The organism is Pseudomonas lundensis, assembly GCF_015377145.2.
Lineage (GTDB): Bacteria > Pseudomonadota > Gammaproteobacteria > Pseudomonadales > Pseudomonadaceae > Aquipseudomonas > Aquipseudomonas lundensis.
In genome coordinates, this window is sequence record NZ_CP062158.2 from 2,243,536 (window position 1) to 2,265,206 (window position 21,671).

Annotated in this window: 21 protein-coding genes and 1 tRNA gene; 14 read left to right on the forward strand and 8 right to left on the reverse strand. The window is 58.5% G+C overall.

All coding sequences use genetic code 11. From position 1 onward, the window contains the following. The first annotated feature begins 109 nt into the window (after positions 1–109). Positions 110–580 (forward strand): hypothetical protein, encoded by a 471-nt coding sequence (locus IF654_RS10635; protein WP_139053281.1) that lies wholly within the window; start codon positions 110–112, stop codon positions 578–580. A 45-nt stretch (positions 581–625) separates the two neighbouring features. Here IF654_RS10635 and IF654_RS10640 read toward each other — a convergent pair whose 3' ends face one another. After that, positions 626–955 carry a hypothetical protein gene (locus IF654_RS10640; RefSeq protein WP_047281758.1) on the reverse strand — a complete coding sequence of 110 codons (330 nt, stop codon included), beginning with the start codon at positions 953–955 and terminating at the stop codon, positions 626–628. Positions 956–1,581: 626 nt separating this feature from the next. Here IF654_RS10640 and selD point away from each other — a divergent pair. From selD to IF654_RS10675, 7 genes are all read left to right on the forward strand, one after another. Further along, a complete protein-coding gene (gene selD, locus IF654_RS10645) occupies positions 1,582–2,616 on the forward strand; it encodes a selenide, water dikinase SelD (RefSeq protein ID WP_047281759.1) in 1,035 nt (344 codons plus the stop codon). Continuing rightward, positions 2,616–3,725: a tRNA 2-selenouridine(34) synthase MnmH gene (gene mnmH, locus IF654_RS10650; protein ID WP_094988451.1), complete on the forward strand. Its 1,110-nt coding sequence runs from the start codon at positions 2,616–2,618 to the stop codon at positions 3,723–3,725. The genes selD and mnmH overlap by 1 nt, the downstream gene beginning before the upstream one ends. 151 nt (positions 3,726–3,876) lie before the next feature. Then, on the forward strand, positions 3,877–5,508 hold the full coding sequence (locus tag IF654_RS10655) for an AMP-binding protein (RefSeq protein WP_194862493.1): 1,632 nt from the start codon (positions 3,877–3,879) through the stop codon (positions 5,506–5,508). A gap of 15 nt (positions 5,509–5,523) precedes the next feature. Then, positions 5,524–6,291, forward strand: coding sequence for an SDR family NAD(P)-dependent oxidoreductase (locus tag IF654_RS10660; protein ID WP_047275806.1), 768 nt, complete (start codon positions 5,524–5,526; stop codon positions 6,289–6,291). 10 nt (positions 6,292–6,301) lie between these two features. Further along, positions 6,302–7,495 (forward strand): acetyl-CoA C-acyltransferase, encoded by a 1,194-nt coding sequence (locus IF654_RS10665; RefSeq protein ID WP_047273585.1) that lies wholly within the window; start codon positions 6,302–6,304, stop codon positions 7,493–7,495. A 10-nt stretch (positions 7,496–7,505) separates the two neighbouring features. Continuing rightward, positions 7,506–8,633, forward strand: a complete 1,128-nt coding sequence (locus IF654_RS10670; RefSeq protein ID WP_047273587.1) for an acyl-CoA dehydrogenase — start codon at positions 7,506–7,508, stop codon at positions 8,631–8,633. A 14-nt stretch (positions 8,634–8,647) separates the two neighbouring features. Further along, entirely contained in the window at positions 8,648–9,421 is a 774-nt protein-coding gene (locus IF654_RS10675) for an enoyl-CoA hydratase (RefSeq protein WP_047273589.1), read from the forward strand. Positions 9,422–9,487: 66 nt separating this feature from the next. Here IF654_RS10675 and IF654_RS10680 read toward each other — a convergent pair whose 3' ends face one another. From IF654_RS10680 to IF654_RS10710, 7 genes are all read right to left on the reverse strand, one after another. Next, the gene (locus IF654_RS10680) at positions 9,488–10,639 is read right to left on the reverse strand and encodes an acyl-CoA dehydrogenase family protein (protein ID WP_047275811.1); all 1,152 of its coding nucleotides are present in this window, start codon (positions 10,637–10,639) and stop codon (positions 9,488–9,490) included. Between the two features lie 3 nt (positions 10,640–10,642). Beyond that, positions 10,643–11,749, reverse strand: coding sequence for an enoyl-CoA hydratase/isomerase family protein (locus tag IF654_RS10685; RefSeq protein ID WP_194862492.1), 1,107 nt, complete (start codon positions 11,747–11,749; stop codon positions 10,643–10,645). 148 nt (positions 11,750–11,897) lie between these two features. Continuing rightward, positions 11,898–12,668, reverse strand: a complete 771-nt coding sequence (locus IF654_RS10690; protein WP_047273594.1) for a 3-hydroxybutyrate dehydrogenase — start codon at positions 12,666–12,668, stop codon at positions 11,898–11,900. A 121-nt stretch (positions 12,669–12,789) separates the two neighbouring features. Beyond that, a complete protein-coding gene (locus tag IF654_RS10695; RefSeq protein ID WP_008150918.1) occupies positions 12,790–13,071 on the reverse strand; it encodes a peptidylprolyl isomerase in 282 nt (93 codons plus the stop codon). Positions 13,072–13,163: 92 nt separating this feature from the next. After that, positions 13,164–14,045 (reverse strand): triacylglycerol lipase, encoded by an 882-nt coding sequence (locus IF654_RS10700; RefSeq protein ID WP_047273754.1) that lies wholly within the window; start codon positions 14,043–14,045, stop codon positions 13,164–13,166. A 257-nt stretch (positions 14,046–14,302) separates the two neighbouring features. Beyond that, positions 14,303–15,391: a 3-deoxy-7-phosphoheptulonate synthase gene (locus IF654_RS10705; RefSeq protein WP_047273597.1), complete on the reverse strand. Its 1,089-nt coding sequence runs from the start codon at positions 15,389–15,391 to the stop codon at positions 14,303–14,305. Positions 15,392–16,066: 675 nt separating this feature from the next. Next, a complete protein-coding gene (locus IF654_RS10710; RefSeq protein ID WP_194862491.1) occupies positions 16,067–16,297 on the reverse strand; it encodes a DNA-binding protein in 231 nt (76 codons plus the stop codon). An 81-nt stretch (positions 16,298–16,378) separates the two neighbouring features. Between IF654_RS10710 and IF654_RS10715 the strand changes: the two genes are divergently transcribed. The 6 genes from IF654_RS10715 (at position 16,379) to IF654_RS10740 (ending at position 21,551) form a co-directional block, all read left to right on the forward strand. Continuing rightward, complete coding sequence (locus IF654_RS10715; protein WP_047273601.1) at positions 16,379–16,744, forward strand: helix-turn-helix domain-containing protein; 366 nt, start codon at positions 16,379–16,381, stop codon at positions 16,742–16,744. Between the two features lie 131 nt (positions 16,745–16,875). After that, the gene (gacA, locus tag IF654_RS10720; RefSeq protein ID WP_047273603.1) at positions 16,876–17,514 is read left to right on the forward strand and encodes a response regulator transcription factor GacA; all 639 of its coding nucleotides are present in this window, start codon (positions 16,876–16,878) and stop codon (positions 17,512–17,514) included. A gap of 2 nt (positions 17,515–17,516) precedes the next feature. Continuing rightward, complete coding sequence (gene uvrC / locus IF654_RS10725) at positions 17,517–19,340, forward strand: excinuclease ABC subunit UvrC (protein WP_047275821.1); 1,824 nt, start codon at positions 17,517–17,519, stop codon at positions 19,338–19,340. A gap of 32 nt (positions 19,341–19,372) precedes the next feature. Continuing rightward, entirely contained in the window at positions 19,373–19,930 is a 558-nt protein-coding gene (gene pgsA / locus IF654_RS10730) for a CDP-diacylglycerol--glycerol-3-phosphate 3-phosphatidyltransferase (RefSeq protein ID WP_047275824.1), read from the forward strand. 66 nt (positions 19,931–19,996) lie between these two features. Beyond that, positions 19,997–20,072 (forward strand) — tRNA-Gly (locus tag IF654_RS10735). 837 nt (positions 20,073–20,909) lie between these two features. Continuing rightward, positions 20,910–21,551 (forward strand): glycoside hydrolase family 25 protein, encoded by a 642-nt coding sequence (locus tag IF654_RS10740; protein ID WP_094988296.1) that lies wholly within the window; start codon positions 20,910–20,912, stop codon positions 21,549–21,551. Positions 21,552–21,671 lie beyond the last annotated feature (120 nt).

The window sequence follows — 21,671 nt, forward strand, 5'->3', positions numbered from 1 at the left end:
CGGTAACAAGACGCGCTGTCACGAGGTGTAGATTTCTCGCGTTTCAAACGTAATCCCCATCAATGGCTGTGGAGAATGAATGATGTCGCGAGTGACTGCAAAACGAAGCATGAGTGTGGTTGCGTGGGGGGTAATGGGAGGGTTTTGCGGCCTGACGATGGCGGCACCGGCCGACCCGTTACAGATTGCCGGTACTTATGAATGCTCGGGGTATGACCGGCATGACGGTGCGTATAAGGGCGTGTTGACGCTGACGACGGACGAGAGCGCCAGCCACGCCGAACAGGGGTTTGGGGCCTATCAGTTGACCTTCAGGGTTGAAACGTCCGCAGCGCCGGTCACGTATTCAGGGTATGGCGCGGCCAAAGGGCAAACGCTAGCCCTGTACTTTGCCAATGACGATGCGAGCGCGGCCAAGGACTACGGCATCGGGTTGGCCACCTTGACCCAGGATCAGGATGCGCAGGGCACGTACACCACCACGCTGCACAAGTCGTACTATCAACCGCACTACATACACAACGGTGTGGCGGGTCGAGGGACAGAAAGCTGCGTCAAGACCGTTGCCGGCAAGGCATAAAAAAAGCCCCGGAGCGACTCCGGGGCTTTCAATGCCGTCTTTCGATCAGCAGTAGCTGTTCACTTTTATAACCTCAGGTTCTGCTTTCGCCTTTTCCCAGGTCAGGGTCAAGGTTTGGAGCACCTTTGCCATGAACGCTTTGTCCGCGGCGGCCTTTTTGCCCACATAACCCTGGCCGCGGCGGTACATTTTGAGTCGGGCACGCATCTGTGGATGCTGCTTTTCGAACTCGGTTTCTTCTGCACAGTGGGTGAGCGGGTCGACCCGAACCTCACCCGCCTCATTGATCCACACAATATGATCGTCGAGTGTGTCTTTACGACCGGCGAACAGTTCAGCCAGTTCGTTGATAGTCGGTTGGTTATTCAGGTTCATCGCTAGCTCCTTGACCACTCGTTGATCTGTCAATTGATTCGCGCAACTGCCAATGCAGCGCTACGTGGGGTCCATCTAAAGCAGATCCTGCCTTGAGCGCGTCCCGTGTAGTAGTGAAGTTCAGCTACTACAACATCAGCCTGAAATGAAGGAGGGCAGCGTGAGCCAGAATGCTACGGGTGACATGACACATCAGCCACAAGCCTCTTGAGGACGTCTCGCCAGCTTCTCTCATCCAGACTCTGGACGATCAAACCAGGTCAGCTTCATCAATTCTGCCTTGTGGGCAGTACCTATCCCGGAACAGTCCGACGGCTCGTCGAACATGCTTACAACTACTTTTTCCAGCGCTTCCGGTGGGGAAGACGTCTGCATCATGCAAAAGGAAAAAGCCCTCGTCAATACATATGTAGTGATTATTTTAAGGCACTACATATGTGACTGGCGGGTCTGTTTCCAGCATGCCGGTCATCCTGCGCGGGCTCGCGAGGGTTGGGGCAATCGCCCTGACGTCTGAGGAACTGCCCTGATCTTTCCTGATTTGTTGCGGGTCTCGCATGCCGTGCGCCAGCTGCACCGGCCGCTCTGTTAGTATCTGGCACTTTGATACCCATTGAAGGTGCCCTATGAGCGAGCCGATTCGCCTGACGCAGTACAGCCACGGAGCAGGGTGCGGCTGCAAAATTTCGCCTCAGGTGCTTGAAGTCATTCTTGCCGGTAGCGGTGCGCAAAACCTTGATCCGAAGTTGTGGGTCGGAAATTCATCGCGCGACGATGCGGCGGTCTACGCCCTGGATGACGAGCGCGGCGTGGTGTCGACCACCGATTTTTTCATGCCCATCGTCGATGACCCGTACGACTTCGGGCGCATTGCGGCCACCAATGCAATCAGCGACATCTACGCCATGGGCGGCGATCCGTTGATGGCGATTGCCATTCTGGGCTGGCCCGTGAATCTGTTGCCGCCTGAAGTGGCACGGGAAGTAATCCGCGGGGGCCGGGCCGTGTGTGATGACGCAGGCATCCCGCTGGCGGGCGGGCATTCGATTGACACCCCCGAGCCGATTTTTGGCCTGGCCGTGACCGGTGTCGTCAACAAACGCCAGATGAAACGCAATGACACCGCGACCGCCGGGTGCTTGCTGTACCTGACCAAACCCTTGGGGATCGGCATCCTCACCACGGCCGAGAAGAAAGGCAAATTGCGCACGCAGGACGTGGGCGTGGCCCGTGACTGGATGTGTACGCTGAACCGGATCGGCAGTCAGTTTGCCAAGCTCGATGGCGTCACGGCGATGACCGATGTGACGGGTTTTGGCCTGCTGGGGCATTTGGTCGAGATGGCCGACGGCAGTGGCTTGAGCGCGCAAATCGATTACGCCAGGGTGCCGCAGCTGGACGCGGTGGAATACTACCTGGAGCAGGGCTGCGTGCCGGGCGGCACCTTGCGCAACTATGACAGTTACGCGAGCAAGATTTCGCCGATCCAGGAGCTGCACAAGCGCGTATTGTGCGATCCGCAAACCAGCGGCGGGTTATTGGTCGCTGTTACCCCGCAAGGCAACGAGGCGTTCCTGGACATGGCTCGCGAGCATGGCTTGCACCTTGAGCCGATCGGCCGTCTGGTGGAGCGACAGACGTACGCGGTTGAGGTTGCATGATGGCTCATGACGTAACCGACTTGCGCGAGGTGTTCCTCAATGACCGGCCGATGATGGACACCCGTGCGCCGATTGAGTTTCACAAAGGGGCGTTTCCGGGAGTGGTCAACCTGCCCCTGATGACCGATCACGAGCGTGAGCGCGTGGGCACGTGCTACAAGCAGCAAGGCCAGCAAGCCGCCGTGGTCCTGGGGCATCAATTGGTCTCGGGCAAGGTCAAGGCTGAGCGTCTGCAAGCATGGGCCGATTTTGCCCGGGCCCATCCCGACGGGTGCCTGTATTGCTTTCGTGGCGGCATGCGGTCGCAGATCGTGCAGCAGTGGCTCAAGCACGATGCCGGCATTGATTACCCGCGCGTCACCGGTGGCTATAAAGCGCTGCGTACGTTCCTGATCCAGACCCTCGACGAGGCCGTGGCGCAGTGCGATCTGCTGGTGCTCGGCGGCATGACCGGCACCGGCAAGACCGACGTGCTGGTGCAGCTCGACAATGCGCTGGACCTTGAAGGTCACGCCAATCATCGCGGTTCAAGCTTTGGCAAGCGCGCCACCGGCCAGCCTTCCAACATTGATTTTGAAAATCGCTTGGCCATTGATGTGCTGAAAAAGCGCGACAAAGGCATTGAGCGCTTTGTGCTGGAAGACGAAAGCCGCACGGTGGGCAGTTGCGCCTTGCCGTTGCCGCTCTACCAAACCATGCAGACCGCGCCGATGGTGTGGCTCGAAGACAGCCTGAACAGCCGGGTCGAGCGCATCCTGCGTGATTACGTCATTGAATTGTGTGCCGAATTCACGGCTAAAAATGCTGAACATGGTTTCGCGCTGTTTTCTCAGCGGTTGCTGGACAGCCTGGCCAATATTCAAAAACGCCTCGGCGGTGAACGCTTTCAGCGTTTGCAGGACGTGATGACCCGCGCGCTGCAAGAGCAGGAACGTTGCGGCTCGGTGGACATGCACCGGGTGTGGATCGAAGCGTTGCTGCGCGAATATTACGATCCGATGTATGCGTTTCAGCGTGAGAAGAAAGCCGGTCGAATCGCGTTTGCGGGGGATCAAGCGGCCGTGTTGGCGTATTTGCGCGAGAACGCCCGCCAGAAAGAGGGCCGTTAAGCCGCGTCTTTAGGCACGCTCAATCGCTCATTGGCCAAAGCAGTCAACCAGCTTGAGCGGTTTGACCATTGTTGCAGAGCCTTCGCAAGGCGATTATCAGCAGGATTTTCGACGGTTCCCATTCCTATAAAAAGACCGAGGGATTCTGCTGATGCGCGATTATCTGACCGCGATGAGCGACTTTGACTATCAACGTGCCGTAAGCCATTCGCTGCACGGCGATTTGACGGCTCTCAATGCCTGCGTCGAGTGCTGTGACCGCCATGCCTTGCCGGGGCGCATTGCACTGTTCTGGGAAGGCCGTGACGCCAGCAGCGCGTCCTACACCTTCACCGAGTTGCAGACGCACGCGGCCCGCTTTGCCAATTTCCTGTTGGCCCAAGGGGTCAAGCGCGGCGACACCGTAGCCGGCCTGTTACCCCGCAATGTCGAGTTGCTGGTTGTGGTACTGGCAAGCTGGCGCATTGGTGCGGTCTACCAACCGTTGTTTACGGCCTTTGGCCCCAAAGCCATCGAGCACCGCCTTAACAGTTCCGGCGCGGCGCTGGTGGTCACGGACGCCGCCAATCGGCCCAAGCTGGACGACGTGAATGACTGCCCGACCATCGTCACCGTGAGCGGTCCGAAAGGGCAGGGGCTCGTGCGCGGCGATTACAGCTTTTGGGCTGAGCTGGAGCGCTACCCGGCGGTCTGCGAGCCCGTGATGCTGAGCGGCGAAGACCCTTTTCTGCTGATGTTCACTTCGGGCACCACCGGCCCGGCCAAACCGCTGCTTGTTCCTCTCAAAGCCATCGTCGCGTTTCAGGCCTACACCCGGGACGCCGTGGACCTGCGTGCGCAAGACGCCTTCTGGAACCTGGCCGACCCCGGTTGGGCCTACGGTATCTATTTCGGGATTACCGGCCCGTTGTCGATGGGCCACCCGATCACGCTCTACGACGGCCCGTTCACGGTCGAAAGCACGTGCCGCGTGATCAAAAAGTACGCCATCACCAACCTCACCGGCTCCCCGACAGCGTATCGCCTGTTGATTGCAGCCGGTGATGCGTTCTCCAGCAAGGTCAAAGGCCAGTTGCGGGCCGTCAGCAGCGCAGGTGAACCCCTTAATCCGGAAGTCATCCGCTGGTTTGCCGAGCATTTGGACGTCACCATCCATGACCACTACGGCCAGACTGAAATCGGCATGGTGCTGTGCAATCACCACGGGCTCGGGCACCCGGTGCACTTGGGGGCGGCCGGTTTTGCCTCGCCGGGGCACCGCATCGTGGTGCTGGATGAGCATCACCAGGAACTGCCTGTCGGGCAGCCGGGCATTCTGGCAGTGGACCGCAGCCAGTCGCCGATGTGCTGGTTTGGCGGCTATCAGGGCTTCCCGACCAAGGCCTTCGTCGGCAATTACTACCTGAGCGGCGACACGGTGGAGTTGAACCCGGATGGCAGCATCAGTTTTGTCGGGCGCAGCGATGATGTGATCACCACCTCCGGCTACCGCGTGGGCCCCTTTGATGTGGAGAGCGCCGTGGTCGGCAAGCCCGACCCGGAACGCACGGAGTTGGTCAAAGCCTTCGTGGTGCTGAGCCCGCATTACCTGGGCGATGCGCAATTGGCCGAAACCCTGCGCTTGCACGTGCGCCAGCGACTGGCGGCGCATGCCTATCCCCGTGAAATCGAATTTGTCAGCGAGCTGCCCAAAACACCCAGCGGCAAGCTGCAGCGCTTCATCTTGCGCAATCAGGAAATCGCCAAGGCTGAACAGGCGGCAAACGCCCGGGCCACGGCTTAACCTTCAGGAAAAATCATGCAGATCGAGAACAAGGTTTTTATCGTTACGGGCGCAGCTTCGGGCCTGGGTGCTGCAACGGCACAGATGCTGGTCAATGCCGGCGCCAGGGTCATGCTGGTGGACGTGAACGCCGATGCCGTCGCCGCACAGGCCACGCGTCTGGGTCCTCAGGCGCGCAGCGCGGTGGCGGACATCAGTCAGGCGCAGGCGGCGCAGGCCGCCATTGACGCCACGGTCGCGGCGTTTGGCGGCGTGAACGGTCTGGTCAACTGCGCGGGCATCGTGCGCGGCGAAAAGATCCTCGGCAAGGGCGGGCCTCACGGGCTGGAGAGCTTCAGTCAGGTGATCAACGTCAACCTGATCGGCAGTTTCAATATGCTGCGACTGGCCGCGGCGGCCATCGCGCAAACCGCTGCGGACCCCGATGGCGAACGCGGCGTCATCATCAACACCGCGTCGGTGGCCGCGTTTGACGGGCAGATTGGTCAAGCGGCGTACGCAGCGTCCAAAGGCGCGATTGCCAGCCTGACCTTACCCGCAGCCCGCGAGCTGGCGCGTTTCGGGATTCGGGTGATGACCATTGCCCCCGGCATTTTTGAAACCCCGATGATGGCAGGCATGACCCCTGAAGTGCGCGATTCCCTGGCGGCGGGCGTGCCGTTTCCGCCGCGCCTGGGCAAGCCGGCGGAGTATGCCGCGCTGGTGCGTCACATCATTGAAAACAGCATGCTCAATGGCGAAGTGATCCGTCTCGACGGTGCCTTGCGCATGGCAGCCAAATAAGGAGCGGGTGATGACGATGTCAAATGATCCGGTAGTGATTGTCAGTGTGGCACGGACCCCCATGGGCGGCTTTCAAGGTGACTTCAAGGGCCTGACCGCGCCACAACTGGGCGCTGCGGCGATTCGCGCCGCGGTGGAGCGCGCCGGGGTTTCGAGCGACAGCGTTGATGAAGTGCTGTTCGGTTGTGTGCTGTCGGCCGGTCTTGGACAGGCACCTGCGCGGCAGGCTGCCTTGGGCGCGGGCCTGGACAAGGGAACCCGTTGCACCACGTTGAACAAAATGTGCGGGTCGGGCATGGAGGCGACGATGCTGGCCCATGATCGCCTGTTGGCGGGCGGGGCGGATGTGGTGGTCGCGGGCGGCATGGAAAGCATGTCCAACGCGCCGTATCTGCTTGACCGGGCGCGCAGCGGCTACCGCATGGGCCATGGCCGTGTGCTGGATCACATGTTCCTCGACGGCCTGGAGGATGCCTACGACCGCGGTCGTTTGATGGGCACCTTTGCCGAAGATTGCGCGCAGGCCCACGGTTTCAGCCGTGAGGCCCAGGATGCGTTTGCGCTCGCCTCGCTGGCCCGTGCCCAACAGGCGATCAGGGAGGGCAGCTTCAGTGCTGAAATCGTCCCGGTGCAGGTCACGGTAGGCAAAGAACAGCGTGAGATCACTGACGACGAGCAACCGCCCAAAGCCAAACCCGAAAAAATCCCCACACTCAAAGCAGCCTTCCGCGACGGCGGCACGGTGACGGCGGCCAACTCCAGCTCTATCTCCGATGGTGCAGCGGCGCTGGTGCTGATGCGTCGTTCCGAGGCGCAAAAGCGTGGGCTTGCGCCGTTGGCGGTGATCCACGGGCATGCGGCGTTTGCCGATGAACCCGGCCTGTTTCCCACCGCACCCGTGGGCGCCATCAAGCGCTTGATGAGCCAAACCGGCTGGAACCTCAATGACGTCGATTTGTTCGAGATCAACGAAGCCTTTGCGGTGGTCACGCTGGTGACCATGAGTGAGCTGGACTTGCCCCATGACAAGGTCAACATCCATGGCGGTGCCTGCGCTTTGGGGCATCCGATCGGGGCTTCCGGGGCACGCATTCTGGTGACGTTGCTGTCGGCCTTGCGCCAGAAAAAACTCAAGCAGGGCGTAGCCGCCATTTGCATTGGCGGCGGCGAAGCCACGGCGATTGCCGTGGAATGTCTGTATTAAGGAATTCTTTATGCTGCCCACACCCGAACAACGACAAATTTGTGAAGCGGCCCGCCAGTTCGCCCAGGAGCGTTTGAAGCCGTTCGCTGCCGAGTGGGACAAGCAGCACCGCTTTCCCCGCGAAGCCCTTCAGGAAATGGCCGAACTGGGCTTTTTTGGCATGTTGGTGCCTGAAGCATGGGGCGGTTGTGACACCGGCTACCAAGCCTATGCCATGGCCCTTGAAGAGATCGCCGCGGGCGACGGTGCCTGTTCGACGATCATGAGCGTGCATAACTCGGTGGGCTGCGTGCCGATCCTCACCTACGGCACCGAACAACAAAAGCGTGACGTGCTGACCCCGTTGGCCAGCGGCGCCATGCTAGGCGCGTTTGCCCTGACCGAGCCGCAAGCAGGCTCCGACGCCAGCGACCTGAAAACCCGGGCCCGGCGCGAGGGCGATCACTACGTGCTCAATGGCTGCAAGCAGTTCATCACGTCAGGCCAAAACGCTGGCGTGGTGATTGTGTTTGCCGTGACGGACCCGGCCGCAGGCAAGCGCGGGATCAGCGCGTTCATCGTGCCCACCGATACCCCGGGTTACAGCGTGGCACGGGTAGAAGAAAAGCTCGGCCAGCATGCCTCGGACACCTGCCAGATCCTCTTCACCGACATGAAGATCCCGCTGGCCAATCGTCTGGGCGAAGAAGGCCAGGGTTACAAAATCGCGCTGGGCAATCTGGAGGGTGGGCGCATCGGTATTGCGTCGCAAGCTGTCGGGATGGCCCGTGCCGCGTTTGAAGCGGCCCGGGACTACGCTCGCGAGCGCACCACTTTCGGCCAGCCATTGGTGGAGCACCAGGCGGTGGCGTTTCGTCTGGCCGACATGTCCACTGAAATTGCCGTTGCCCGGCAAATGGTTCGCTATGCCGCCGCCTTGCGTGACAGCGGGCAATCCGCGCTGGTCGAGGCGTCCCAGGCCAAGCTGTTTGCCTCGGAAATGGCGGAACGCGTGTGTTCCAAAGCATTGCAAACCCTGGGCGGTTATGGCTACTTGAGCGACTTCCCGCTGGAACGGATCTATCGCGACGTTCGGGTGTGCCAGATTTACGAAGGCACCAGCGATATTCAGCGCATGGTCATTTCGCGCAACCTTTGAACGAGGAGTTATCAATGAGTTACGAAACCATTCTGTTGGACATTCACGGGCGCGTCGGCCTGATTACCCTGAACCGGCCGCAAGCCTTGAACGCCTTGAATGCGCAGTTGGTCAGCGAAGTGAATCACGCGCTTGACCGCCTGGAAGCGGACAACGAGATCGGCTGCATTGTGCTGACCGGTTCGAAGAAAGCCTTCGCCGCCGGTGCTGACATCAAGGAAATGGCTGACCTTACGTACCCACAGATTTACCTGGACGATCTGTTCTCGGACAGTGAGCGCGTGTCGACCCGCCGCAAGCCCATCATTGCCGCCGTTGCCGGGTTCGCCTTGGGTGGCGGGTGTGAGCTGGCGATGATGTGTGACTTCATTCTGGCCGGTGACAATGCCAAGTTTGGCCAGCCTGAAATCAACCTCGGCGTACTGCCGGGCATGGGCGGCACCCAGCGTTTGACGCGTGCGGTAGGCAAGGCCAAGGCCATGGAAATGTGCCTCAGTGGGCGTTTGATTGATGCTGCCGAAGCTGAACGCTCGGGGCTGGTATCACGCGTAGTGCCGGTGGATGAGTTGGTCGAAGAAGCCCTGAAAGTGGCGGCCGTGATTGCCAAAAAATCCCTGCCGGTGTTGATGCTGACCAAAGAATGCGTCAACCGCGCGTTCGAAGTGAATTTGGCCGAAGGCGTGCGTTTTGAGCGCCGTGTGTTCCATTCACTGTTCGCCACGCAGGATCAGAAAGAAGGCATGGCGGCGTTTGTTGCCAAGCGCGAAGCCGACTTCAAGCATCAGTGATTGATCCGGTGCGACGCGGTCTGGACGGACCGCGTTGCACGGACGGGAGAACCGCCTGATTGCGGCTTAAACCAAATAGTGTTTCAGCTCGCGTGCAATGACCATGCGTTGAATCTCACTCGAGCCCTCATAAATTTGCGTGATTCGCGCATCCCGGTAGTAACGCTCCACCGGGTAATCTTCCAGGTAGCCATAGCCGCCATGAATCTGGATGGCTTTGGAGCACACATACTCGGCAATTTCCGAGGCAAACAACTTGGCCTGCGAGGCCTCTGACAGGCATGGTTTACCGGCGCTGCGCAATCTGGCCGCATGCAGGATCAGCAAGCGCGCGGCGTTGAGCCGGGTCTGCATGTCGGCAAGCATGTTGGCGACGCTCTGGTGTTCAATGATGGCTTTATCGAATTGCACGCGATCACGGGCGTAGCTGAGCGCGGCTTCAAAGGCGGCGCGGGCGATGCCAAGGGCTTGCGCGGCAATGCCGATACGACCACCCTCAAGGTTGGACAGCGCGATGGCCAGCCCTTTACCGCGATCCCCCAACAGGCTGCTTTCGGGCACGGTGCAGTTGTTCAGGGTGACCGCGCAGGTGTCCGATGCGCGAATGCCCATTTTGTGTTCCGTACGGTCCACGATGAACCCCGGTGTATCGGTCGGCACCAAAAACGCCGACAGGCCTTTTTTGCCCAGATCCGGGTCGGTCACGGCAAACACAATGGCCAATTGAGCGCGTTTGCCATTGCTGACAAATTGCTTGGCACCGTTTATCACCCACTGGCCGTCCCGCAGCTCTGCGCGGGTGCGCAGGTTGTGGGCTTCAGAGCCCGCCTGGGGTTCGGTCAGGCAAAAGCAACCGATGGCCTGACCGCTGGCCAGTTTTTCCAGCCAGGTCTGTTTTTGCGCCTCGCTGCCGTATTTGAGAATGGGGCCACACCCCACCGAGTTGTGAATGCTCATCAGCGCGCCCGTGGCGCCATCCCCTGCGGAGATCTCTTCGACCGCCAGGGCGTAGGCCACATAATCGACGTAAGTGCCGCCCCATTCCTCGGGCACCACCATGCCGAGCAGCCCCAGCTCGCCCATTTTTGTCACCAGTGAGTCGTCAATCCAGCCTGCTTTTTCCCAGGCCTGGGCATGGGGCGCGATTTCGCGGCGGGCGAAGTCGCGGGCCATGTCGCGGATCATCACTTGTTCTTCACTCAGTTCGATGTCCTGCATGGCTCAGGCTCCTGTCGGCTTGAAATCAGAGAAAAAACTGGCAACGTGCGCGGCATCCAGCTGATTCAGAGACGGCGGGTTCCAGTGTGGGGTTTTGTCCTTGTCGATGATCAGTGCGCGCACGCCTTCCATCAGATCGCCCCGGTCGAACCATTGGCGATCCAGGTGTATTTCCAGCGCGAAGCACTGTTCCAGAGGCAGCTCGCGTCCCCGGCGCAGCATTTCAAGGGTTACGGCCATGGCCAGCGGCGAGCGCGTGAGCAGCAGATCAGCCGTGGCGGTGGCCCACTCCCGTTGATCCGGCAGCGTGACGGCGCGCAGGCGATCCACAATCGCGGGCACATTGGGTGCCGAGAACACGTCGTCGATGAGGGCGCGCCGTGAGGCCAGCGCAGGGTCTGGCAGCGAGGTGACAGTCAAGGGGTCAAGCAGGGCCTTGAGGTCCTCGGCGGGTGATTGGGCCCATGTGAGCGCGTTCAGTGCAGCATCAAGCTCCGGCAGTCGGCTGCTGTCGAGGTAGCGATCAGCCAGACCGCAATACAGCGCGTCGCTCGCACGGATTTGCACGCCGCTAACGCCGAGATACGTGCCGAGTTCTCCCGGTGTTCGGGTAAGAAAGTAGCTCCCGCCGACGTCAGGGAAATAACCGATACCGACTTCGGGCATCGCCAGCTTGCTGCGCTCGGTGACAATACGAAAATCGGCACCCTGCACCAGCCCCATGCCACCGCCGAGCACAAAACCGTCCATCAGGGCCACGATGGGCTTGGGGTAATGGTGCAGGGTCAGGTCGAGGGCGTATTCCTCTTCGAAGAAGGTGTAATGCAGTGTGCCCTGGCTCTGGTAACTGTCGTACAGCGAGCGGATATCACCGCCGGCGCAGAAGGCTTTTTCACCTGCTCCCCGTAATATCACGGCCTTGATGGCGGGGTCGCTGGACCAGGCATCGAGATGGCGCTGTAGCGCACGGACCATGTTCAAGTTGATGGCGTTAAGGCCGTCGGGGCGGTTCAGGGTCAGGTGGCCAATGTGGTTGCGCACCTCGGCCAGAATCTCGCAATGCGTGGCCTCGACATCCTGTGTCGCTGAGGATGAAACCTGTGCAGTCATCACTAACTCCCTGCTTTGTCTTGTTATTAAGGGCTGTTCGTAGACGAACGATGGTCGATGCTAACAGTGCAAATTTGCCAAGTACAACCCGAATAAGTGCAGCGCTGGCATGCATTTTTGCATGCTCGGCCTGCGCAAATACACGTGGTCATTGAGCCAGCCAGCCGCCGTCGACATTCCACGCAGCACCTCTGACCTGGCTGGCGGCTTCACTGCACAGAAACAACACCAACTCGCCCAATTGCGGCGGGGTGACAAATTCCAGCGAAGGCTGTTTTTCGGCCAGCAGGTCGTGCTGAGCCTGATAAGGGTCGATGCCCTGGCTGATGCGTTGGTCTATTTGCGTTTGCACCAACGGTGTCAGAACCCAGCCGGGGCAGATGGCGTTGCAGGTGATGTTGCTGGTCGCCGTTTCTAATCCGACCACTTTGGTCAAGCCAATGACGCCGTGTTTAGCGGCTACATAGGCCGCTTTGCCGACCGAGCCTACAAGGCCGTGGACTGACGCGATGTTGACGATGCGCCCCCAATTGCGTTTGCGCATGCCGGGCAGGGCGAGGCGGGTGCTGTGGAAAACCGAGGATAGGTTGATGGCGAGGATGGCGTCCCATTGCTCTGCCGGAAACGCTTCAACGCTGGCCACATGCTGAATGCCGGCATTGTTGACCAAAATGTCAATGCCGCCGAATTCGCGTTCGGCGTAGTCGATCATCTCGGCAATTTGCGCCGGGTCACTGACATCGGCCGCATGATGGCCCACTCGGCCCCCCCACTGTTCTACGTCGGCAATGACTTTGCTGGCATCACCAAAGCCGTTGAGAATGAGATCGGCACCGGCTTTGGCAAGGCTCAATGCAATACCCAGGCCTATCCCGCTGGTGGAGCCGGTGACCAGCGCAGTTTTACCCTTAAGGTTCATGATCATTTCCTCAGGTGAGACACGTTGGGTTCGTGAGTGAGGAAACGTAGCACGAGGTTAAAGGCAGCGGATACGAAACGGCCCACCAAAAGGCGGGCCGTTGTCACGCAGCGCTTGAGGATTAATCCTGGCGGCTGGTCACTTCAAGCAGGTGATAACCGAACTGGGTTTTGACCGGGCCTTGAACCACGTTGATCGGTGCGCTGAACACGACAGTGTCAAACTCTTTAACCATCTGGCCTGGGCCGAATGAACCCAGGTCGCCACCTTGACGGCTGGAAGGGCAAGTGGAGTTGGCTTTTGCGACTTCAGCGAAATCAGCGCCGCCTTCGATTTGGGCTTTCAGTTCGTTGCATTTAGCTTCGCTGGCAACAAGGATGTGACGGGCAGTGGCTTTGGCCATGGGAAGTGCTCCTTTCAATAAAGGGGTGAGACTACCGGATTCAGGCGCTTTTTTCGCGGCAAAAGTTCCCCCGTCGGTTGTGCTTATGGGTATTACACGCCTTTGGCCTTGAGACGACGCGCGTGTTCGACGTAAAGCCCGGCCGGATCGACGCTTTTGTTGGCCAGTGCGGCGACATGGTTAATGGTGTCCAGATGATCCAGCGGGTAGTCCGAACGAATCACCTGCCCCAGGTGGGAGCTGAAACGTCCGACCATCCCGTCATTCTCTTTGCTTTCGCGGGTGAAAAAACTGCCAAACACCCGGCAGGCATTGTGCAGGGGGTCAAAAATGTTCAAGGATTCTGAGAACAGCGAGCCTTTGATTATCCCGCTCCATGAATAGTAGAGAACGCCATTCACCTGTTCGGCGCCCATTGCGCCCCACGTCTCGGGCAGCCCTTGGGGGTATTTTTTGTTGAAGGCGGCCACGCCCTCGGTGGTTAAGGCATTCAATGCACCCAAGGCGTCTTGCGGCAGTTCCCGGCGACCGCTCAACCTTGAAATGAAGCTGCCCAGCGCACTGCTCAGGGCGGCGGCGACGGTTTCTGGCAGTGCGCCAGGGGTGAGTGCCTGACGGACGCGATCCGCGAGTTCCGACCCCTGATTGGGCCCGCTGACCGAGGTGACAGAAGCCACCTGTTCTGGCGCGACGGCAGCGGCATAGCGAGCGGTAAGGGCGCCTTGGCTGTGGCCGATCACATTGAATCGCTGTAAGCCGTTTTGTGTGGCCAATGCGCGTAGTTGCTCAAGCAGCTGTTCGCCCCGTTCTTCAGAACTGTTGGCGGCTGAGACTTTGGCCACATAGACCGTGGCCCCGGCCTTGTTCAAGGCTTCTTTGATGCCATTGAAGTAATTGAACGGGCCAATGTGGTCGAATCCAAAAAGGCCGTGTACCAGCACTATCGGGTAGCGCGTGTTGGCTGACGTATCCATGTCATGCATATCCTCTAAAGGTGTTTGATCCATAAAAATCACCTTAGGTGAGGGTTTCATAAGCGCTCTGACAGCAGATGTTGTCCAGGCCACCCCGCGAGCGCAGGCCCCAGAGCCATTGGCGTCATATTCCTACTTTAGGGTCTACAAAATCTGTAGGCAGTCATTGTGCTTTCAACCTGCATTTAGAAAAAGATCTGACTCGCAATGGCCTCTGGCTCGGCCCCGGGCGCTGCATGCCCGGGGCATTTTTTCGCTCAGCCGATTACTTGATTGCGCGCCCGCTGCAGTTGTAGCTGATGGGCAGCAGTGCGCAACAAGGCTTCTGTTGCGTCCCAGCCAAGGCAACCATCGGTGACGGAAACGCCGTAACGCAGGTTGTCACTCAGGGGCTGGCAGCCTTCGAACAGATGGCTTTCGAGCATCATGCCGATCAAGGATCGATCACCGCTCAGGTGCTGTTCAAGCACGTCGTTGAACACGTCCGGTTGACGCAGAGGATCCTTGCCACTGTTGGCGTGGCTGCAATCGACCATCAAGCGCGCGGGTATGCCGTTTTTCTCCAGTCCGGCGCGGGCATTGGCGACATGGGTTTGGCTGTAGTTGGGGCCGCTGTGCCCACCGCGCAGCACCAGGTGAGTGTCGGGGTTGCCTGGTGTCAGGATGATTGCCGGATGGCCCTGTTCATCCACGCCGAAGTGCCGATGCCTGTGAGCGGCGCTGCGCATGGCATCGCACGCAATCGCCACGCCGCCGTCGGTGCCATTTTTGAAACCCACTGGCAGGTCCAGCCCGCTGGCCATTTCCCGGTGAATCTGCGATTCGGTGGTGCGTGCGCCAATGGCCGCCCAGCCCAGCAGGTCGTCGAAGTAGCCCGCCGCAATTGGCTGCAGCAGCTCAGTGGCGACCGGTAGTCCCATGCGCAGCATCTCGATCATTAACTCGCGTGACAGCGTCAGGCCGTGAGTCATGTCATCGCTGCCATCCAGATGGGGATCGTAGGCCAGACCTTTCCAGCCAACAGTAGTACGTGGCTTTTCGACGTAGGCCCGCATTACCAGCAGCATGTCCTCGCTCACTTCGCGGGACAGGGCGGCCAGATGGCTGGCGTATTCGAGGGCTGATTGCGGGTCGTGAAGGGAGCAGGGGCCGACGACGATCAACAGGCGGTCGTCTTTGCCCTCAAGAATGGCGCGGATGGCATGACGTTGCGCGTGAACCCGCTGTCGCAGGGGTTCGCCGAGGGGCAATTGCTGCTTGAGCTGGGCTGCGCTTGGCAAGCGCCGGGTCAACACAGGGTTGGCAGGGGTTGATGCGATGTTCAGTGTGGATACGGTGGCGTTCATGGTTCTGGCTTCCTGGGCAGGCGGCGGGTGTTCCCGCGCGCTCAGCCCTAGTGGGGTGTTCGACAGTGGGCCGGGCTGGCTGAGAGGGGATGCGTGCCACCCAAGTGGTTCCGTTCGGAGGCGGCAGACTGTCCCGAACGACGGTTGATAAATCGCCATGCAGCGCAGAGGTCGAAGCGGTAATAAGTGGCGTAGTTCATGGGTCAATCCTCAAATTCAATAAATGGTCAGGGGCTGAAAAAACAAAACCCCCGGTCGGGTAGCCGACCGGGGGTGAGAATTCTCTGGTAGGCGACCCCTGAAACGTGGGCGCCGATTGGGTATCAGGCGCGCCAGTGGCTAAACCAATACCCAAAATAAAATCGTGCAGCAGAGCCTGTGTTGTTCGCGCACACAGTGCCGACCAAGCGAGAAACGCTGGTGATCTGGCACATGTGGGTGATGGCGTTGTGCAACATGGGTGCTCTCCGATGAATGGCTGAAGCTTACGCGAGGCAAGTCAACAGATTCAATCAAAAATTTCTATGAGTGCTGATCCCGCGGGCTATAAGCGATTTTGCACGTGAGTGCGACAAGTGATTCAGGCGCGGCCGAGGTGCTTATAGCTGGGGAATTGAACAGGGCCTGACCTCGGTTCAATACTAAATGGGGTGGCATTCCCAATTAAGCGCATACTCAAGGAAGTTCATCGTATTTCGCCGCAGAATCAGGCGCAATGATGCCGTCCTTCATGCCCAGAAGTACCGCCACTTTATGGGCTTCTCCACGCTTCCCTTTTTTGCGCCCGGCGAGCACTTGATAGGTGGTCGCTGGGTCAACGCCGTGCTCTCGAGCAAACTCTTGAACCGACTTTTCCTGATGTTCCAGCCATGCCTTGGCTTGTGCGGCAGTACGAATTCCGGTCATAGTTCAAAACCGTTCAAAGTTGTTTAATATTTTTTGATTATACCATCCTCGCGGGTGTTGAAAATGGGAACTTACATCCAAATGAGTGGGATCGGTTCGCGGTTGAGGCAAGAGAGAGAGCGGCTGGGTCTGTCGCAGAAAGCTTTTGGCGTAATCGGTGGCGTCGAAGCTAACGCACAGGGCAAATATGAAAATGGCGATCGCGCACCCAAGGCCGATTATCTGTCACGGGTAGCTGAGCGCGGTGTGGATGTTCTTTATGTGCTGACGGGGACCCCGACCCCGACACTGGTCGACAACCTCAGTCAGATTGAAGAAAAGGTGCTGGTCAGTTATCGCGTGCTGCAGAAAGAAGACCAGGATGCCATCCGCCGATTGACGACCACATTGGCTGATCTGTCGGCTATCCACGCTGCCAAGAATCGTCAGGAGCCCAGTGACGTCTGAAGGCCATAAATACAGCTGACTTGAGCATTTTTTAATTTTCCATGGACAGGAGGTGCAGGTTAGTAGGTTGGGGCATTGGTTTTTTGCTAAGGTGTCGGCAACCAAAGAAGACCAATTTACGAGGTGTCGACTTGATTCGGGTTCTAGTGGTCGATGACCATGATCTTGTGCGTACAGGCATCACACGAATGCTGGCTGATATTGACGGCCTTCAAGTGGTCGGCCAGGCCGAGTCCGGCGAAGAATCACTGATCAAAGCGCGTGAGTTGAAACCGGACGTCGTTCTGATGGATGTCAAAATGCCAGGCATTGGCGGGCTTGAGGCGACGCGCAAAATGATGCGTAGCCATCCGGACATCAAAGTGGTTGCCGTGACGGTCTGTGAGGAAGATCCCTTCCCGACGCGCCTGCTCCAAGCGGGCGCCGCAGGGTATATGACCAAAGGAGCTGGTCTGGCAGAGATGGTGCAGGCCATCCGCCTGGTTTTTGCGGGTCAGCGTTACATCAGCCCGCAAGTGGCTCAGCAACTGGCCCTTAAGTCCTTTCAGCCTGCCAGCGATTCGCCTTTCGATGCCTTGTCCGAACGTGAAATTCAAATCGCTTTGATGATCGTTGGTTGCCAGAAAGTGCAGGTCATCTCGGACAAACTGTGTTTGTCGCCCAAAACGGTCAACACCTACCGTTATCGGATTTTCGAAAAACTCTCAGTCAAAAGTGATGTGGAGCTGGCGCTGCTGGCCGTTCGGCATGGCATGGTAGATGCCGGTTGATAATGACTGACGTGTTTGATCCAAGTGCCTTTCTCTCGACGTGCAGCGGTCGGCCCGGCGTCTATCGCATGTTCGATGGCGAGGCGCGCCTGCTGTATGTGGGCAAAGCCAAAAACCTTAAAAAACGCTTGGCCAGCTACTTCCGCAAGACCGGGCTGGCGCCCAAGACTGCGGCGTTGGTGGGGCGTATTGCGCAGATCGAAACCACGATCACCGCCAACGAAACCGAAGCCTTGTTGCTTGAGCAGACCCTGATCAAGGAATGGCGGCCGCCGTACAACATTCTGCTGCGTGACGATAAGTCATACCCCTATGTGTTTCTGTCTGACGGCCAATACCCTCGCTTGAGTATTCACCGGGGCGCCAAAAAGCCTAAAGGCAAGTATTTTGGACCTTATCCAAGTGCTGGCGCGATTCGAGAAAGCTTGAGCCTGTTACAAAAGACGTTTCTGGTGCGCCAGTGCGAAGACAGCTACTTCAAAAATCGAACCCGGCCGTGTTTGCAGTATCAGATCAAGCGCTGCAAAGGCCCCTGTGTGGGTTTGGTTGATCCACAGGAGTACGCTCAAGACGTGCGTCACTCGGTAATGTTCCTTGAAGGTCGTAGCAGCGCCCTGACCGATGAACTGAACGCCGAGATGGAGCAGGCGGCCAGTACGCTGGATTTCGAGCGGGCTGCGCAAATACGCGATCAAATTTCCTTGTTGAGGCGTGTCCAGGATCAACAGAGCATGGAGGGCGGTAATGGCGATGTGGATGTCATCGCAGCCTTCGTTAACCCGGGTGGGGCTTGTGTGCATTTGATCAATGTGCGTGGTGGACGGGTGCTCGGCAGCAAGAACTTCTTCCCGCAAGTGGGGATTGAAGAAGACGTCGCAGAGGTGATGGCGGCGTTTCTGGGGCAGTACTACATCAGTAGTCCGGAGCGTGATTTGCCGGGCGAATTGATCGTTAACGTCGAGCACGAAAGCTTTGCAGCCATCAGTGCTGCCATCGAAGAACTGCGTGGTCGAGAAATCGCCATCAGTTATCGAGTGCGAGGCACACGCGCACGCTGGCAGCAATTGGCTGTAACCAATGCCGAACAGGCCCTCAGTGCCCGTTTGGCGAATCGTCAACATGTAGCCGCCCGCTTTGAGGCATTGGCCAAAGTTCTGAAGCTCGACGAGATCCCGCAACGGCTGGAGTGTTATGACATCAGCCACTCCAGTGGCGAAGCGACGGTTGCTTCCTGTGTTGTGTTTGGCCCGGAAGGCCCTATCAAGTCGGATTACAGGCGCTTCAACATTGAAGGCGTGACGGCGGGCGACGACTATGCCGCCATGCACCAGGCACTGATGCGACGCTTCAGTCGACTCAAGGAAGGCGAGGGCAAGCTGCCGGACATTTTGCTGGTGGACGGCGGCAAGGGGCAAATGTCCATGGCCCGGGACGTGCTGAATGAGTTGGCGGTTCCGGACCTTATTTTGTTGGGTGTTGCCAAAGGCGCGACCCGCAAGGCAGGGTTCGAAACGTTGTACTTGAACGACGCCGCGCACGAATTTACGTTAAAAGGCGACTCGCCCGCACTGCATTTGATCCAGCAGATACGCGACGAGGCTCACCGTTTTGCTATCACCGGCCACCGGGCGCGGCGCGGTAAAACGCGCAGAACCTCGACGCTTGAAGGCATCGCGGGGGTGGGACCGACACGCCGCCGAGATTTATTGAAACATTTTGGTGGATTACAGGAGCTGTCTCGTGCAAGCATCGAGGAGATCGCCAAAGCACCCGGGATCAGTAAAAAGCTCGCTGAGTTGATTTATGCAAACCTGCACAGCGAGTAGAATGCCACCTCACCTCGTAGCCAGTTGTGCCGATGAATATCCCTAATTTGATCACCGTTTTACGCGTTCTCCTGATTCCTATCTTCATCCTTTTGTTTTACCTCCCTTATAGCTGGAGCTATGTTGCCTCCAGCTCGGTCTTCGCCTTTGCGGCTGCAACAGACTGGCTGGACGGGTACTTGGCCAGGCGGCTGGAGCAAAGCACACCATTTGGTGCCTTTCTTGATCCGGTTGCCGACAAATTAATGGTTGCGGTGGCGCTGGTATTGCTGGTGCAAGAGCATCACAACGTCTGGTTAACGCTTCCTGCTGCAGTGATTATTGGTCGTGAAATTGTCATTTCGGCATTGCGCGAGTGGATGGCCGAGTTGGGCGCACGCGCTCAAGTGGCTGTCTCCAACATGGGCAAATGGAAAACAGCGGCGCAGATGCTGGCACTGGTAATTTTGTTGGCCAATCCTTCGGATTTCAGCTTCTGGGTCTTGGTGGGGTACGGCTTGCTGCTTGTGGCTGCGGGGTTGACCCTGTGGTCGATGCTCCAATATTTGCGGGCTGCCTGGCCGCATTTGAAGACCACTTCCGAAAAATAAAGAAAACTTTTCGAATCAAGGGGTTGACGCATTCTTTGAACACTATAGAATGCCCACCACCAAGACGCGGGAATAGCTCAGTTGGTAGAGCACGACCTTGCCAAGGTCGGGGTCGCGAGTTCGAGTCTCGTTTCCCGCTCCAAATATCGATCTACAGAGTTTCATGGAATTCTGTAAGTCATTGAAAATAGACGCTTCGGCGTCTTTTTTCGTTCCGCCAGAATCCATTAAAAAACCACGGGTAGCTCGACTGAGTCAGTCCATTTCAGGATGGTGTTGAGAGCGGTTTGTTGCGCGAGCCTGACCAGTCATTTGCTGAATATCTAGCCCTGAAATGAACCTTCAGGAGGCTAGAGCATGGCTCTTTCGAAGGCTCCTATCCGGCACGCTTAGCCCATCGGCAATGACGACAACTCTCAGTTGCAGCGCCGACGCAACCGATAAGCCGACCGGCTGGCACAAGTAAATTCCTTCCTTGGCATGTTCGATCGCTGGATCGAACATCACGCACTCTCGTTCTAAGAAAGGCACCCCAAGTAAGCTGTCTCACATACGCCGTCTCTTTAACAGCCCTGTATCACCGTCACTGGGATTGCGCTCTATCGGTCAGGGCGGCGGCCGTGGGGTCGCAGGTACTGGCGAGGATTGAGCGGTGCGGCGCCTTCACCACGATCGAGAAATGTCGGACCGGGTTCAGACAGTTGTCTCATTTCTCCCTGCCTCACATAACGCAGGGCTTATACAAGTCGATGGTTTGCTGCTGCAGGTTGCGCTGCTCGGGATTGGGGCGCCGTTGCGTTGCAGATGATAATCCAGACGTTTCAACAGGATGGGCACCAAGACTGTCATGGCGTAGGGGGATGCCGTGGCGCGTCCCGAACCACATTGAATAAGCAAAGGGTGGTAGCCCGATAGTGCATGGGTGACGGTCGGCGGGAGGAAGATCATGCGCTGGACCATCCAATGCAGGAGAGCAGAAATGAATTGCAAAGAGCCGATCAAACATGATTATGCGCGCGGCATCGATGTGTCGCGCTGGCAGGGGGACATCGACTGGGCGAGGGTCGCGGCTGCCGGCATCAACCACGCAATAGCCAAGATGACCGAGGGCGGCACCTATACCGACCCCAAGTTTGTCGACAACTTTCAAGGCATGCGCGCCGCTGGCCTGAAGGGCGGGGTCTATCACTACTTCCGTGCGCTGAGCAGCACGCCTGGCCAACAGCTGGCCAATATCCAGGCGCGGTTGGCCGAGGTGGGGTTCAGGGTCGGTGAAGACATCCTGGCCATCGATGTCGAGACCCAGGGCAACGAAGGCGCCAGTGCGGACCAGATGGCCGACGCTCTGTATGAGCTGGTGACGCTGATCCGGGAGTCGTTGCTGGACGGGGCTTATCCTTTCCTCTACACCTCACCAAGCATCTGGAGCAACAGCGTTGCCTGGCGCAAGTACGATTTTAGCGAGTGCCCGCTGTGGATTGCTCATTGGGATGCCGCCCAGCCCAAGGTGCCGGAAACCTGGAGCAGCCACGGCAAGCGCTGGCAGTGGTGGCAGCACAGCAGCAAGGGGCAGGTTGATGGTATCCAGGGAGCAGTGGATCTGAATTGGGTCAGACGTTGAGCGCAGACAGCACAGCGGCCTCGATAGAGGCCGTTGTTTGTTTCAGGCTCAATACGCGTCGGGCTACAAAAGGGTAGTGACCGAGCGATCCCCTTCGGTGATGCTCCACAGCGTCACTTC